This window comes from Tenacibaculum litoreum (assembly GCF_964513915.1).
Classification (GTDB): Bacteria; Bacteroidota; Bacteroidia; order Flavobacteriales; family Flavobacteriaceae; genus Polaribacter; species Polaribacter litoreum.
This window is the reverse complement of sequence record NZ_CAZEQS010000003.1, coordinates 374,183-388,101: the sequence shown is the minus strand read 5'-3', so window position 1 is coordinate 388,101 and position 13,919 is coordinate 374,183. Positions and strand designations below refer to the sequence as shown.

Sequence of the window (13,919 nt, the reverse complement as noted above, 5' to 3'; positions counted from 1 at the left end):
TTTATTTACCAAATACATCTTTTTTTATACGAGGAAGTTCCAATTTATATTGTACAGCAATTGTTCTTACAATAACAATTATACCTGCAGAAATAACAAATAGCAAATCTTCATTCATTTCTAAAGGATATAATAACAAATATACAATTCCACCAGCTAAGCATGCAGATGCATATATTTCTCTATGAAAAATTAACGGAATTTCGTTTGTTAGTACATCTCTAATTACTCCTCCCATTACGGCAGATGACATTCCCATAACCAAAGCTACAAACGGATGCAAATTAAAATTGAGTCCTTTTTGAACGCCTAATAATGTAAATACGCTTATACCAATGGTATCAAATAGAAACATGGTTTTTCTTAATGGTGCTATTTTACTTCGAAATAAGAAAGTTGCTGCAACAGCTATTAAAATTGTCCAGATATAGTTAATATCTCCAATCCAGTTTATAGGGTGTGCGTTAATAAGTACATCTCTTGTCATTCCACCTCCTACAGCAGTCACAAAAGCTATTATAATGACTCCAAAAACATCAAACTTTTTTCTAATCGCTACTAACGCACCACTAATGGCAAAAGCGAAGGTTCCTGCAATGTCTATGGCGTAAATTACATCCATTTATATTGATATTTCAGAAAATTGTATTTGTAATGTTCTTTCAACTTCAGCTAAACGACTTCTTTCATTTTGAAGAATTAATGCTAATGAAACTCCCCTTTTTCCTGCTCTTGCTGTTCTACCGCTTCGGTGTGTATAATATTCCAATTGCTCTGGTAATTGATGATGAATAACAAAAGCTAAGTTTTGAACATCTATTCCCCTAGCTGAAACATCTGTTGACACCAACACTTGAAGGTTTCCATTTTTAAAAGCACGCATTACTTTATCACGCTCTTTTTGCTGCATATCTCCTTCTAAAGCTTCTACCGAAAAACCTTCTTCTTTTAACTCTTTAGTTAGTTTTTGAGCTCCTGCTTTGGTTCTTGAAAAAACTATACCTCTTTCAGCATGCCTTTTTTCTAAAAACTTTATAATTATATCCGTTTTTTCAGGAATCGTAGTTGTTACAAACTGATGCGTAATGTTAGCATTCACCAATACATTTTTGTTTACTTCAACTTGTTTTGCTGAAGCGTTCATGTATTTCTTTATAATACTTCGAATTTCATCTGGCATTGTTGCCGAAAACAACCATGTTTTACGAGTACCAGAAGTATATTTTAAAATACGGTTTAACTCTAATTTAAACCCCATACTAAGCATTTCATCTGCCTCATCAAGTACTAAGGTTTTAATATTTTTTAAGTCTACCTCTCCTCTTTCTATTAAATCAATTAAACGCCCTGGAGTTGCTACAATAACATGTGTAGTTCTTTTTAAACTATTAATTTGACGTTCAATCTTTTCTCCACCATAAACAGCTTCTACAAAAATTTTATCATCCACATATTTCGTAAACTTAAATAGTTGCTTCTTTATCTGTTGTACCAGTTCTCTCGTAGGTGATAAAATTAATGCTTGTACATTGTCTTTTGAAGCATCTATTTTATGCAAAATAGGTAAACCATAAGCGGCTGTTTTACCTGTTCCTGTTTGTGCTAACCCAATAAAATCTGAATTATTTTCAAGTAAATAAGGTATAGCTTCCTTTTGTACTTCAGTAGGAGTTGTTATTCCTAACTCTTTCAATCCCTTAACATATTCTTTTCGTACTCCTAATGCGGCAAATGTTGTCATTCTATAAATTTATAAGTGCAAAGATATTGTTTCTTTTACGGTAACAATAAGTTTGTTACTTCTTTCGTAATTCTTTTAGGCTTTTTGGTGTTAGCATCTAACAAACAAAAAGTAGTTTGAGATTTTACTAATAAAGTTTCTCCTCTATACATTTCAAAGTGACGTACCGATCTTATCCCTTCTGTTTTTCCAACCCAGGTTCTAAGTGTTACTTCGTCTCCTAATACGGCTTGATTTTTATAATCAACTTCATGTCTAATAACAAACCACACGTAATCGATGTTCTTAACATTTTTAGAAAGCTCTTTCCAATGAGCATCTGAAATGTTTTGCATCCATTGTACATATACTACATTGTTTACATGATTATATTCATCTATTTCTTCTGGAGTTACGATATGCTTTTGTTCAAATAAATTCATAAGACAAACTTACAGGATTGATGTTAATTATTACTTAAATCTAACGCTGTTTTTCTTTTGGATGGATAATTCGTGTTAATTTAGTCAGCATGAATAAAATCGCCAACGACTTAGGTACAAAAAGTATAAGTCAACTTATTTTAAAACAAGCTATTCCTGCTTCTATTGGAATTTTAGTAATGTCGATTAATATGATTGTTGATACCATTTTTGTTGGGAGATGGATTGGCGTACTTGCTATCGCAGCAATTACTGTAGTATTACCCATAGCTTTTTTAATATCATCAATAGGTATGGGAGTTGGAATTGGAGGGAGTTCTATAATCTCTAGAGCCTTAGGAGCTAACAAAGATGACAAAGCATTTGAGGTTTTTGGAAATCAAATTTCATTAACTATAGTATTATCTGTTTTATTTGTACTTGTAGGAACATTTTTCAGCACTCCTATTTTACAGCTTTTTGGGGCAAATGGTGATATTATTACACCTGCAACTGAGTACTTTGATGTAATTGTTTGGGGTGTTCCGTTTTTGGCTTTTGCTATGATGGGGAATCCAGTTGTTAGAGCTGTTGGAAAGCCTAATTATGCGATGCTAACCATGTTATTTCCTGCAATTGCTAATATTTTCTTAGATGTCATTTTCATTAAGTTTATGAACTTAGGAATGTATGGTGCTGGTTTAGCAACCTCTATTTCATATGCTGTAAGCGGATTATTCATTTTATGGTTTTTTATTTCAAAAAGAACTGAATTAAAAATAATCCCGAAGTATTTTAAGCTTAACTTTTCTATTGTAAAAGAGATTATTTCTCTAGGAGGAGTAACTGTAGTTAGGCAAGGAACGATAAGTATTTTGACTATTGTTTTAAACTATTCTCTTTTTAAATATGGAGGTGAAATTTCAATTGCTATTTATGGTATTATAAACAGGGTTATGTTATTTGCATTATTTCCTGTTTTAGGAGTAACACAAGGTTTTTTACCTATTGCAGGATACAATTATGGAGCCAACAATATTGAAAGAGTAAAAGAAACTATAAAAACATCCATCCTTTTTGGTACAGGTATCGCTGTTTTAATTTTTATAATGATCATGCTATTTCCAACTGAATTAGTTGGTGTTTTTACAGAAGATGAAAAGTTATTAAAACTCACTCCTGATGCATTAATTGTAGCTTTCTTGGCAACTCCTGTAATTACTACTCAATTAATTGGATCTGCCTATTTTCAAGCAGCAGGTAAAGCGTTGCCTGCACTATTGTTAACACTCTTAAAACAAGGGTTCTTTTTAATTCCTTTAGTGTATATACTTCCTAAATTTTATGGCGTAAATGGTGTTTGGATGTCTTTTCCTATAGCAGATGTTTTATCTACTGCGCTTACCTATGCTTATTTGAAAAGAGAAGTTAGATTGAACCTAAATTAATCTAAAATACTTTCTCCATTCAAATTCGTAGTTAGCACATCGCTCATATAATTAAAAAACGGACGTAAAGCTTTAAAAGCGTCATCTACCTTTGTTAAAAAATCAGGAGCTAACACTTCTTTATCAGTAAAACGTTGAATAGCTATATATCCTTTTTTACGAATCAAATCGATATCTGGATGTTCCTTATCAAATCCTTTAGGAGCAGTTTTAAGTTCGTCTCCTTCTAGCTTACCACCAAAATGTTGTGTGTAATTTTTTTCTTTTAAAATTTCTCTAATTTCAGAAGCGTCTACCTCAAATTCTTTTCGAATACGTAAAAGATCTTCTTTATTTGGCTCCCAGAATCCACCAGCGACAAAACTATCTCCAGGAGAAATATGCAAATAGTACCCACCTCTTAATTCTGGTTTTTTTCTATGAAAAGAACCTCCAAAATGTGTTTTATAAGGCGTTTTATCTTTTGAAAAACGCACATCTCTGTAAATTCTAAACAACTTAAACTTATCAATCTCATCATGTTTATTTAAGTTTTCTTCAATCTTCTTATAAATAGCTTTCGCATTATTTTGAGCTTCAATAAAACGTGGTTTAAACTCTGTAAACCATTCTCTATTATTATTTTCTTTTAAGTCTTTTAAAAACTGAAATGTTTGTTTTTCTAGTTGCATAGTAAGCGAATTTGAAATTCTAAGGTACAAAAAAACTCCACTAAAAATTAGTGGAGTTTTTGCTTTATTTTTCGAAAGATTACACGTTAAATCTAAAGTGCATAATATCACCATCTTTAACAATATACTCCTTTCCTTCTACTCTCATTTTACCTGCTTCTTTCACCTTAGCTTCGCTACCGAATGATACATAATCATCATAACTAATAGTTTCAGCACGGATAAACCCTTTTTCAAAGTCTGTATGAATAACTCCTGCCGCTTGTGGTGCAGTTGCTCCTACAGGAATAGTCCAAGCTCTTACTTCTTTTACACCTGCAGTGAAATAAGTTTGTAAGTTTAATAATTTATAAGCCGAACGAACTAAGCGAGAAACTCCTGCTTCTTCTAATCCGATATCAGCTAAGAACATTTGACGTTCTTCGTAATCATCTAATTCTGTAATATCTGCTTCCGTACCTACTGCTAAAACAATAACTTCAGCATTTTCGTGTGACACAGCTTCCTTAACTTTATCGACATATGCATTTCCTGAAACAGCTGAACCTTCATCAACATTACACACGTATAAAACTGGTTTTGCAGTAATGAATTGTAGTGGTTTTACAAATTCCTCTTCTTTTTCTGTAAACTCAATAGAACGAACAGATTTTCCTTCTAACAAAGTAGTTTCTACTTTCAATAAAATTTCTAATTCTACCTGTGCTTCTTTATTACCTGTTTTAGCAGTTCTTTTTACACGCTCTAAACGTTTTTGAACAGTCTCTAAATCTTTTAACTGAAGCTCAATATCAATAGTTTCCTTATCACGAATAGGATCTACTGAACCGTCTACATGTACAATATTATCATTATCAAAACAACGTAATACATGTAAGATAGCATCTGTTTCACGAATATTAGCCAAAAACTGGTTACCTAAACCTTCTCCTTTACTAGCTCCTTTTACTAAACCAGCAATATCTACAATCTCTACAGTTGCAGGTAAAACTCTTTCAGGATTCACTAGTTCTTCTAGCTTTTCTAAACGAGTATCAGGTACGTTTACTACTCCTAAATTAGGTTCAATGGTACAAAACGGAAAGTTTGCACTCTGCGCTTTTGCGTTAGATAAACAGTTAAATAAGGTTGATTTCCCTACGTTTGGTAATCCTACAATTCCAGCTTTCATTCTATTGTTTTATTGAAATTTTGCGAGTGCAAATATAGTGCTTTGCTTTCTAAAATTTCTATTTATTTAATATTCATTTAAGTTAGTTTTCAGCTAACAACTTTATGTTTTTAACATTTTTTTAAGATTTAACTTGAATTTTTATTACTTTTAGGAAATTAACAAAAAAATATTTTTTAAATGAAAAAACAGACCCTTCTTATTATTTACCTATTTTTTGGTGGGCTTTACTTGTTAAATGCTCAAACATTAATTAAAGGAACAGTTAAAGACATTAATAATGAACCTTTACCAGGAGCTAATATTGTAGAGAAAGGAACTTCTAACGGAACTTCTACAGATTTTAACGGAGAGTTTTCACTTAATGTTAATACTGATGGAACTTTAATCGTTAGTTTTTCAGGCTTTGAAACACAGGAAATACCTATCAATGGAAAAACTAATTTTAATATTGTTTTAAAAGAAGGTTTAGAATTAGATGAAGTTGTTATCGTAGGGTCTAGAAATCCTAAAAGAACTGCTATCGACACACCAGTACCTGTTGATATAATTGATGTAGGAGATTTAGCAACTAAAAATGGTAAAGTAGAAGTAAATGATATATTACAGTACGCAGCCCCATCGTTTAATGCTACTAAGCAATCAGGATCTGATGGTGCCGACCATATAGTACCAGCTTCTTTACGAGGTTTAGGTCCAGACCAAACTTTGGTACTTATTAACGGTAAAAGACGTCATCAATCATCACTTGTTAATATTTTTGGAACACGTGGACGTGGAAATTCAGGAACTGATTTAAATGCAATTCCTTCAGCTGCTATTAAAAGAATTGAGGTCCTAAGAGATGGAGCTTCAGCGCAGTACGGTTCTGACGCTATTGCTGGGGTTATCAATATTGTTTTAAAAGATAATACCGATGGTGTTTCTGGAAGTGTTGGCTATGGAGCTTATAGTACTGCTATAGGAAGTGGATGGGCAGAAGCAACAGGAGAAACTTTATACAATGTAGAAGGAAAGAATAGATTAGATGGAGAAGACAAAAGTTTTGATGGAGGAACTTTTAAACTAGATTTAAACTACGGAGCAAAATTAAATGATAAAGGAGGTTTTGTAAACTTTACTACTGAATTATTATCTAAAGAAAGAACGTTAAGACCAGGTTTTTCTTGGCGAAAAGGATATGGTAGTGCTGCTATAGATGGATTCAATTTTATGGTAAATGCTAGTTTACCTATTAATGACAACACAGAAGTTTATGCTTTTGGAGGTAGAAATTATAGAGACACTGATGCTTATGCTTTTTCAAGAGATAGTTTTGATGAAGGTGATAATAGAAGTGTTCCTAGTATACACCCTAATGGATTTACTCCAAGAATTACCTCGAATATTACTGATATTTCTGTGTCGACAGGAATTAAACATAAATTAGAAAATGGTTGGGAGATTGACTTCAATAATACTTATGGAGAAAACAAATTCCATTATTTTATAAAAGATTCAAACAACGCCTCTTTAAAAGATGCCTCTCCTATCGATTTTAATGCAGGAGGTCATAGTTTATCACAAAACACTACTGGATTAGATTTTAATAAGTACTTAGAAGATTTAATGAGTGGAGTTAACTTAGCCTTTGGTTTAGAGTATAGAACAGAGAACTTTATCATTTTTGCTGGTGAAGAAGCTTCTTATGGACTATATGATGATAACGGTGTTTTAATGACAAATCCTGCTGTTCAACCTGTAGCTGTTGATAGTAATGGAGATGAATTACCTGGAGGTTCTCAAGGGTTTCCTGGATATGGACCTGACAATGAAGTTGACCGTTCAAGAAGTAATGTAGGTATCTATTTTGATTCTGAATTTAACTTTACAGAAAAATTCTTAGTAGGAGCAGCCGTTCGTTTTGAAGATTACAGTGACTTTGGTAGTACATTTAACTTTAAGTTAGCTTCAAGATTTAAAGCTAGTGATAATTTAACCTTGAGAGGGTCTATTTCTTCTGGATTTAGAGCGCCATCTTTAGCTCAATTATATTATAATCTAAAATTTACCAATATTGTTAATGGGGAGTCTTTACCTTCATTATTATCTGCAAATAACAGTACAGTAACTAGAGCTTTCGGAATAGAGCAATTAAAAGAAGAAACAGCATTCAATGCAAGCTTAGGGTTTACCTATAAAATTGGTGGATTCACAGCAACCATTGATGCGTATTCTATTACTGTTGATGATCGTATCATTTTAACAGATAATTTTGATGCTTCAGGGTTGAATTTAGGAGTTGATGCAGCACAATTCTTTGCCAATGGTGTTGACACCAAAACTCAAGGATTAGATATTGTTCTAAACTATAAAAAATCTTTTGAAGACCATAGAATTGATATAGGTTTAGTAGGAAACTTTAACGATACTGAAATTGAAAAAATAAAGAATGGTAACTTAAACAGGTTTACTTTCTTTAGCCCTTTCTCTGAAGCTTATTTAAAAGCAGCAGCTCCAGATCACAAATTCGGTTTAAACCTTGGATATGGATACAAGAAGTTTGATGTATCTTTAAACCTAACTAAATTTAGTGAAGTTCAATTACAAGATTTTCAATGGGTAGACTCACCTGCAACTACACAAGCAGAAGCAGATGCTTTATATGCTGTTGCTACTGATGTTTATGATAGAAAAATAACAACTGATTTAAGTTTAAGCTATGCTTTTACCGATAAAATTACGTTTACAATTGGAGGAAATAACATTTTTAACGTGTACCCTACTCCACAATTTGATGGATGGACTGATCAAGGTGGGTTAGCTGATTCTGTGCAAATGGGATCAGACGGTGCTTATTTCTTTACTAGATTAGGTTTTAAACTTTAAAAAAGAGATTGCATAAAAAAATCCCGAGAATATTCTCGGGATTTTTGTTTTTATCTTAATTCTAAAAGTCTAACCTCTTAGATTATTCGTTATGCATAAAACGTTGTTTTGCCAATAACTCCTCTTCTGTTTCTACATTATCTTCATCAGGAACACAACAATCAACAGGACAAACAGCAGCACATTGTGGCTCTTCATGAAAACCTTTACATTCTGTACATTTATCTACAACAATGTAATAAATTTCATCTGAAATTGGCTCTTGATCTTCGTCTGCATTGGCAGATTTACCATTTGGTAAAACGATATTACCTGTTAAATCAGTTCCATCAGCATATTTCCAGTCATCTGCACCTTCATAAATTGCTGTATTAGGACATTCAGGTTCGCAAGCCCCGCAGTTTATACATTCATCAGTTATTATAATTGCCATAATTAATCTCTTTCAGTTTTGTAACTTTGCATTCGCAAAAATAGTTCCAATTTAATTTAGAACCAAATAAATGGATAGTATAAAAAGTAGAATTAACGCTTTTCATAAACTAGGAGAATTTTTAAGTCAATTTTCTCAAGAAAAAATAGAGAAAAAAGAACGTATAGAACACAATGAGTTATTTTTTGATGGATTTAAACATCAATTAAAAATAGCAGGAGAAAATAACACCTGGTTTACCAGAGAAAACATATTATTCTCTATAGAAAATTGGGCAAAAGCACTTACTTCAGAAAACTTAACTAAATGGATAGCTAGCGAAGATTTAGGTAACAACGAATCTAAATTAGTTGCTGTTATTATGGCTGGAAACATTCCTTTAGTAGGCTTTCATGACTTTTTATCAGTTCTCGTTTCTGGGCACTCAGTATTAGTTAAGCAATCGTCTAACGATAAACATTTACTTCCTTTTTTAGCAAAATATTTAGAATATGTTGAACCTGAACTAAAAGGAAAAATCACGTTTACTGAAGAAAAACTAACAGGATTTGATGCGGTTATAGCTACTGGTAGTAACAATACAGCACGTTATTTTGAATATTATTTTAAAAATAAACCAAGTATCATTCGAAAAAGCAGGAATTCTGTTGCTGTATTAACAGGAAACGAGTCGGAAGAACAATTACAAAACTTAAGTGAAGATGTTTTTCGCTATTTCGGTTTAGGCTGTCGCTCAGTTTCTAAAGTTTTTATTCCTAAAGATTACAATTTTGATGCTTTTTTTAATGGAATGTATCAACAACATGAAATCATTAACAATGTTAAGTACGCTAATAATTACGATTACAACAAAGCAGTGTATTTAATGAGTGAATTTGATATTTTAGAAAATGGCTTTTTAATGATTAAAGAAGATAAAAGCTACGCCTCTCCTATCGCTTCTGTTTTTTATGAGTATTATGACAATACTGATGATTTAAAAATTAAACTGTGGGAAGATAGAGAGCAAATTCAGTGTATAGTGGCCAATAATTTTATTGAAAATGAAGTAGCATTCGGACAGACACAACACCCAAAGTTATGGGACTACGCCGATGGTGTAAATACACTAGATTTTTTATCTAAAATTTAAAAGAGTCTCTATATAAATTTGCACCTTTGTGTAACAAAACACAACAACACAAATGAAAAAACATAACTTTAGTGCAGGCCCTTGTATTTTACCTGAAGAAGTGCTCAAAAAAGCATCAGAAGCAGTCATTGATTTTAATAATGACAACTTATCTTTAATAGAAATATCACACAGAAGTCAACCTTTTGTAGATGTAATTGAAAAAGCGAGAAGTTTAGCATTAGAATTATTAGGACTTGAAAATAAAGGCTACAAAGCATTGTTTTTACAAGGTGGAGCCAGTATGCAGTTTTTAATGGTTGCTTATAACTTATTAAATAAAAAAGCAGCTTATTTAAATACAGGAACTTGGAGTGATAAAGCTATAAAAGAAGCTAAATTATTTGGCGAATTAGTAGAAGTCGCTTCTTCAAAAGATAAGAACTTCAATTATATTCCCAAAACATATGAAATTCCTACAGATGTAGATTATTTCCATTGTACCAGTAATAATACCATTTATGGAACGCAAATGAAAAGTTTTCCTGAAACTTCAGTTCCTATGGTATGTGATATGAGTTCTGATATTTTTTCTCGTCAACTGGATTTTTCAAAATTTGATTTGATTTACGCAGGAGCTCAAAAAAACATGGGACCAGCCGGTACTACGCTTGTTGTGGTTAAAGAAGATGTTTTAGGTAAAGTTGAGCGCCAAATTCCTTCAATGTTAAATTACCAAGTATTTATTAACAAAGAAAGTATGTTTAATACACCACCTGTATTTGCAGTATATACTTCAATGTTAACATTAGAGTGGTTGAAAGACTTAGGTGGTATCGAATTCATTGAAAAAGTGAATGAGAAAAAATCAGCACTATTATACAGTGAAATAGACAGAAATCCTTTATTTAAAGGGGTCGCTGCTATAGAAGATCGCAGCCATATGAATGCAACTTTTAACCTAGTTGATCAAAATTTACAAACTAAGTTTGATCAAATGTGGCAAGAGGCCAATATTAATGGATTAAGCGGCCATAGAAGTGTTGGTGGTTATCGTGCAAGTATGTATAACGCTTTGCCTCTATATAGCGTACAGACTTTAGTAGATGTAATGCAAGAGTTAGAAAGAATAAGTTAGATACAACGTCATTTTTTACAATGACATTTTAATATAAAGAACGATGAAGATATTAGTGAATGATGGAATTTCCGCTAGTGGAATACAAGCTTTAGAAAACAAAGGTTTTGAAGTTATAAATACAAAAGTTGCACAAGAGCAGCTAGAAAATTATATAAACGATCATGCTATTGATGCTATTACAGTAGGTAATACTACACAAGTACGACAAGAGTTGATAGATGCTTGTCCAAGTATTAAACTTATTGCTTGCTTAGGAACCGAAATGGACAACATTGATGTTGATTATGCTATTGATAATGGAGTTCATGTTGTGAATAGTGAAGATGCTTCGGCAACTTCAATTGCTGAATTGGTATTTGCTCATTTATTCGGAATGGTTCGTTTTTTACATCAGTCAAATCGAGAAATGCCTTTAGAAGGAGATATGCGCTTTAACGCCTTAAAAAAGCAATACTCGCAAGGAACTGAGCTAAGGGGTAAAACATTAGGAATTATTGGGTTTGATACCGTAGGACAAGAAGTAGCTAAAACTGCGCTAGCTTTAGGTATGGAAGTGATAGCTACTGATGTAGAAATAGACAATGCAACCATCACTATTCCTTTTTTTGATGGTCAATCGGTAGATTTCTTTATTGAAACAGAAACTATAGATAATTTATTATCAAAATCAGACTTTATTACACTACATCTTCCTGCTCAAGAAGGGTATGTTATAGAAACTTCTTTGTTTGATAAAATGAAAAATGGTGTAGGAATTATAAACACTTCTCATGGAGGTGTTCTAAATGAGGTTGATTTAGTTAAGGCTATTGAAAGTGGAAAGGTTAAATATGCAGGATTGGACGTTTTTGAAAGCCAACCAAGACCTGAAATTCAACTATTAATGAACCCTGAAATATCGATGACCCCTCATATTGGAGCTTCAACTATTGAAGCACAAGATAGAGCTGGTATTGAGCTTGCTAATAAAATCATTGAATTTCTAAGCGAATAATCTATGGCAATTGTAAAACCATTTAAAGCTGTTAGAGCCACCAGAGATAAAGTTGCTTTAGTATCTTCTAAATCTTATGAAATTTATACTCCTGCGGAAATCGGAGCTAAACTTGATTTTAATCCGTATACTTTTTTGCATGTAATTAATCCTGGGTATAAATATCATAAACAAGATGTAACAGGAGAACAACGCTTTAAATTGGTACACAATCGTTATTTAGAATTTAAAGAAAATGAAGTCTTTAAACAAGATGAGGCTCCTGCCTATTACGTATATCAAAAAACAACTCCAAATGATAATTTCTGTGGAATTATTGCAGCCACTTCTGTAGAAGATTATCATAATGAAGTAATAAAAAAGCACGAAGACACTTTAAAGGAGCGTGAATTACTATTTGAAAATTACTTAAAAAATACAGGTTTTAATGCAGAACCAGTACTACTCACCTACCCTGATAATGATGTAATTAATACTATTGTAAAAAAGTATCAGAAAGAAAGAGCCGAATACGAGTTTTCTACATCTGATAGGGATTTACATTTTTTATGGATTATAAACGATAAGAAGGATGTAGAGCAAATAGCAAAAGCTTTTAAAGACGTTAATACTTTATATATTGCTGATGGACATCATCGTTCAACATCTTCATGCTTATTGGCACAAAATTTAGCAGAGAATAATCCAAAGCATACAGGAAAAGAAGACTATAATTTTTTCATGAGTTACTTATTACCTGAGAGTCAGGTAAAAATTTATGAATTCAATAGATTTATAAGAGATTTAAACGGATTAACTCCAGAGGAACTTTTAATAGAATTAGATACTCATTTCAGAATTGAGAATCGTGGACAAGAATTGTATAGACCTAAAGAAAAGCACCATTTTAGTATGTATTTAAACGGTGAGTTTTATGCTTTATATTTACGTAAATCAGCTTATGAGTTTACTGATTGTTTAAGTGAATTAGATGCCTATATTTTATACACAACCGTTTTAGAACCTATTTTAGGAATTGATGATATAAGAAACGCTTCTAAAATTGTATATTCTCAAGATAAATCTGATGGGTTGGAACTAAAAACAAAGGTTGACAATGGTGAGTTTAAAGTTTCTTTTGGAATGTTACCTACTAATATTCAAGAACTAAAAACTATTGTTGATGCTGGTTTAATGATGCCACCGAAAACAACCTACATAGAACCTAAATTAAGAAGTGCTTTAACTATTTACGAGTTTTAGTGTAAGGTCTGATAAACAATTATTATGATTACAGGAATTAAAGAAAATCTTCAAAAAATAAAATCAACACTGCCAGAAAATGTAACGTTAGTTGCAGTCTCTAAAACCAAACCTATTGCCGACCTACAAGAAGCTTACGATGCTGGTCAGCGAGTATTTGGGGAGAATAAAATACAAGAAATGGTAGCTAAGTATGATGAATTACCTAAAGACATAAAATGGCATATGATTGGTCATTTACAACGTAATAAGGTAAAATACATGGCTCATTTTGTTGATTTAATTCATGGTGTAGATAGTTTTAAAACATTAAAAGAAATAAACAAACAGGCTAAAAAGCATAATAGAGCTATCAACTGTTTGTTACAAGCTAGGATAGCCAAAGAAGACACCAAATTTGGACTACCTTTTGAAGATATTGAAAATATTTTAGCTTCAGAAGAATTAAAAGAACTTGAAAATATAAAAATTGTAGGTTTAATGGGGATGGCAACTTTTACAGATAACCAAGAGCAATTACAAGAGGAATTTTCATCACTAGCTAATTTCTTTAATAAGAATAAAGAAAGCTATCCTAATTTAGAAACACTATCTATGGGAATGAGTGGTGATTATGAATTAGCCATAAAAAATGGCAGTACCATGGTACGAATAGGAAGCTCTATTTTTGGAGTTAGAAATTATATTGCTTAGATTTA

General features: G+C 32.1%; 13 protein-coding genes. 7 read left to right on the top strand and 6 right to left on the bottom strand.

Features of this window, described 5'->3' with window-relative positions:
• Window position 1: 1 nt before the first annotated feature.
• From ACKTTR_RS07785 to ACKTTR_RS07775, 3 genes are read right to left on the bottom strand one after another with little or no spacing between them, the layout of a single operon-like run.
• Window positions 2-622 carry a trimeric intracellular cation channel family protein gene (locus ACKTTR_RS07785; RefSeq protein WP_408027305.1) on the bottom strand — a complete coding sequence of 207 codons (621 nt, stop codon included), beginning with the start codon at window positions 620-622 and terminating at the stop codon, window positions 2-4.
• Window positions 623-1,741, bottom strand: coding sequence for a DEAD/DEAH box helicase (locus ACKTTR_RS07780; protein ID WP_408027304.1), 1,119 nt, complete (start codon window positions 1,739-1,741; stop codon window positions 623-625).
• Window positions 1,742-1,776: 35 nt separating this feature from the next.
• Window positions 1,777-2,163, bottom strand: coding sequence for an acyl-CoA thioesterase (locus ACKTTR_RS07775; protein WP_121146808.1), 387 nt, complete (start codon window positions 2,161-2,163; stop codon window positions 1,777-1,779).
• 89 nt (window positions 2,164-2,252) lie between these two features.
• On the opposite strand from ACKTTR_RS07775, the gene ACKTTR_RS07770 reads away from it, so the two are divergent.
• Window positions 2,253-3,590 carry an MATE family efflux transporter gene (locus tag ACKTTR_RS07770; RefSeq protein WP_408027303.1) on the top strand — a complete coding sequence of 446 codons (1,338 nt, stop codon included), beginning with the start codon at window positions 2,253-2,255 and terminating at the stop codon, window positions 3,588-3,590.
• Here ACKTTR_RS07770 and ACKTTR_RS07765 read toward each other — a convergent pair.
• Together ACKTTR_RS07765 and ychF are read right to left on the bottom strand one after the other, a co-directional pair.
• Window positions 3,587-4,261: a DUF2461 domain-containing protein gene (locus tag ACKTTR_RS07765; protein ID WP_408027302.1), complete on the bottom strand. Its 675-nt coding sequence runs from the start codon at window positions 4,259-4,261 to the stop codon at window positions 3,587-3,589. The genes ACKTTR_RS07770 and ACKTTR_RS07765 overlap by 4 nt on opposite strands.
• 79 nt (window positions 4,262-4,340) lie before the next feature.
• Complete coding sequence (gene ychF, locus ACKTTR_RS07760) at window positions 4,341-5,432, bottom strand: redox-regulated ATPase YchF (RefSeq protein WP_408027301.1); 1,092 nt, start codon at window positions 5,430-5,432, stop codon at window positions 4,341-4,343.
• 180 nt (window positions 5,433-5,612) lie between these two features.
• Here ychF and ACKTTR_RS07755 point away from each other — a divergent pair, with 180 nt between their 5' ends.
• Window positions 5,613-8,300 carry a TonB-dependent receptor gene (locus ACKTTR_RS07755; protein ID WP_408027300.1) on the top strand — a complete coding sequence of 896 codons (2,688 nt, stop codon included), beginning with the start codon at window positions 5,613-5,615 and terminating at the stop codon, window positions 8,298-8,300.
• Window positions 8,301-8,382: 82 nt separating this feature from the next.
• Here ACKTTR_RS07755 and ACKTTR_RS07750 read toward each other — a convergent pair whose 3' ends face one another.
• Entirely contained in the window at window positions 8,383-8,733 is a 351-nt protein-coding gene (locus tag ACKTTR_RS07750) for a 4Fe-4S dicluster domain-containing protein (protein ID WP_099214435.1), read from the bottom strand.
• A 70-nt stretch (window positions 8,734-8,803) separates the two neighbouring features.
• Here ACKTTR_RS07750 and ACKTTR_RS07745 point away from each other — a divergent pair, with 70 nt between their 5' ends.
• From ACKTTR_RS07745 to ACKTTR_RS07725, 5 genes are read left to right on the top strand one after another with little or no spacing between them, the layout of a single operon-like run.
• Window positions 8,804-9,865, top strand: a complete 1,062-nt coding sequence (locus ACKTTR_RS07745; RefSeq protein WP_408027299.1) for an acyl-CoA reductase — start codon at window positions 8,804-8,806, stop codon at window positions 9,863-9,865.
• Between the two features lie 52 nt (window positions 9,866-9,917).
• On the top strand, window positions 9,918-10,982 hold the full coding sequence (gene serC, locus ACKTTR_RS07740; RefSeq protein WP_408027298.1) for a 3-phosphoserine/phosphohydroxythreonine transaminase: 1,065 nt from the start codon (window positions 9,918-9,920) through the stop codon (window positions 10,980-10,982).
• A 43-nt stretch (window positions 10,983-11,025) separates the two neighbouring features.
• A complete protein-coding gene (locus ACKTTR_RS07735; RefSeq protein WP_408027297.1) occupies window positions 11,026-11,979 on the top strand; it encodes a D-2-hydroxyacid dehydrogenase in 954 nt (317 codons plus the stop codon).
• Window positions 11,980-11,982: 3 nt separating this feature from the next.
• Window positions 11,983-13,221, top strand: a complete 1,239-nt coding sequence (locus ACKTTR_RS07730) for a DUF1015 domain-containing protein (RefSeq protein WP_408027296.1) — start codon at window positions 11,983-11,985, stop codon at window positions 13,219-13,221.
• Between the two features lie 24 nt (window positions 13,222-13,245).
• Window positions 13,246-13,914 (top strand): YggS family pyridoxal phosphate-dependent enzyme, encoded by a 669-nt coding sequence (locus ACKTTR_RS07725; RefSeq protein WP_408027295.1) that lies wholly within the window; start codon window positions 13,246-13,248, stop codon window positions 13,912-13,914.
• Window positions 13,915-13,919: the final 5 nt, after the last annotated feature.

What these genes read in the sequence shown, in the direction of transcription:
- ACKTTR_RS07785 (WP_408027305.1), bottom strand. Translation starts at nt 622, where the DNA reads ATGGATGTAATTTACGCCATAGACATTGCAGGAACCTTCGCTTTTGCC.
- ACKTTR_RS07780 (WP_408027304.1), bottom strand. Translation starts at nt 1,741, where the DNA reads ATGACAACATTTGCCGCATTAGGAGTACGAAAAGAATATGTTAAGGGA.
- ACKTTR_RS07775 (WP_121146808.1), bottom strand. Translation starts at nt 2,163, where the DNA reads ATGAATTTATTTGAACAAAAGCATATCGTAACTCCAGAAGAAATAGAT.
- ACKTTR_RS07770 (WP_408027303.1), top strand. Translation starts at nt 2,253, where the DNA reads ATGAATAAAATCGCCAACGACTTAGGTACAAAAAGTATAAGTCAACTT.
- ACKTTR_RS07765 (WP_408027302.1), bottom strand. Translation starts at nt 4,261, where the DNA reads ATGCAACTAGAAAAACAAACATTTCAGTTTTTAAAAGACTTAAAAGAA.
- ychF (WP_408027301.1), bottom strand. Translation starts at nt 5,432, where the DNA reads ATGAAAGCTGGAATTGTAGGATTACCAAACGTAGGGAAATCAACCTTA.
- ACKTTR_RS07755 (WP_408027300.1), top strand. Translation starts at nt 5,613, where the DNA reads ATGAAAAAACAGACCCTTCTTATTATTTACCTATTTTTTGGTGGGCTT.
- ACKTTR_RS07750 (WP_099214435.1), bottom strand. Translation starts at nt 8,733, where the DNA reads ATGGCAATTATAATAACTGATGAATGTATAAACTGCGGGGCTTGCGAA.
- ACKTTR_RS07745 (WP_408027299.1), top strand. Translation starts at nt 8,804, where the DNA reads ATGGATAGTATAAAAAGTAGAATTAACGCTTTTCATAAACTAGGAGAA.
- serC (WP_408027298.1), top strand. Translation starts at nt 9,918, where the DNA reads ATGAAAAAACATAACTTTAGTGCAGGCCCTTGTATTTTACCTGAAGAA.
- ACKTTR_RS07735 (WP_408027297.1), top strand. Translation starts at nt 11,026, where the DNA reads ATGAAGATATTAGTGAATGATGGAATTTCCGCTAGTGGAATACAAGCT.
- ACKTTR_RS07730 (WP_408027296.1), top strand. Translation starts at nt 11,983, where the DNA reads ATGGCAATTGTAAAACCATTTAAAGCTGTTAGAGCCACCAGAGATAAA.
- ACKTTR_RS07725 (WP_408027295.1), top strand. Translation starts at nt 13,246, where the DNA reads ATGATTACAGGAATTAAAGAAAATCTTCAAAAAATAAAATCAACACTG.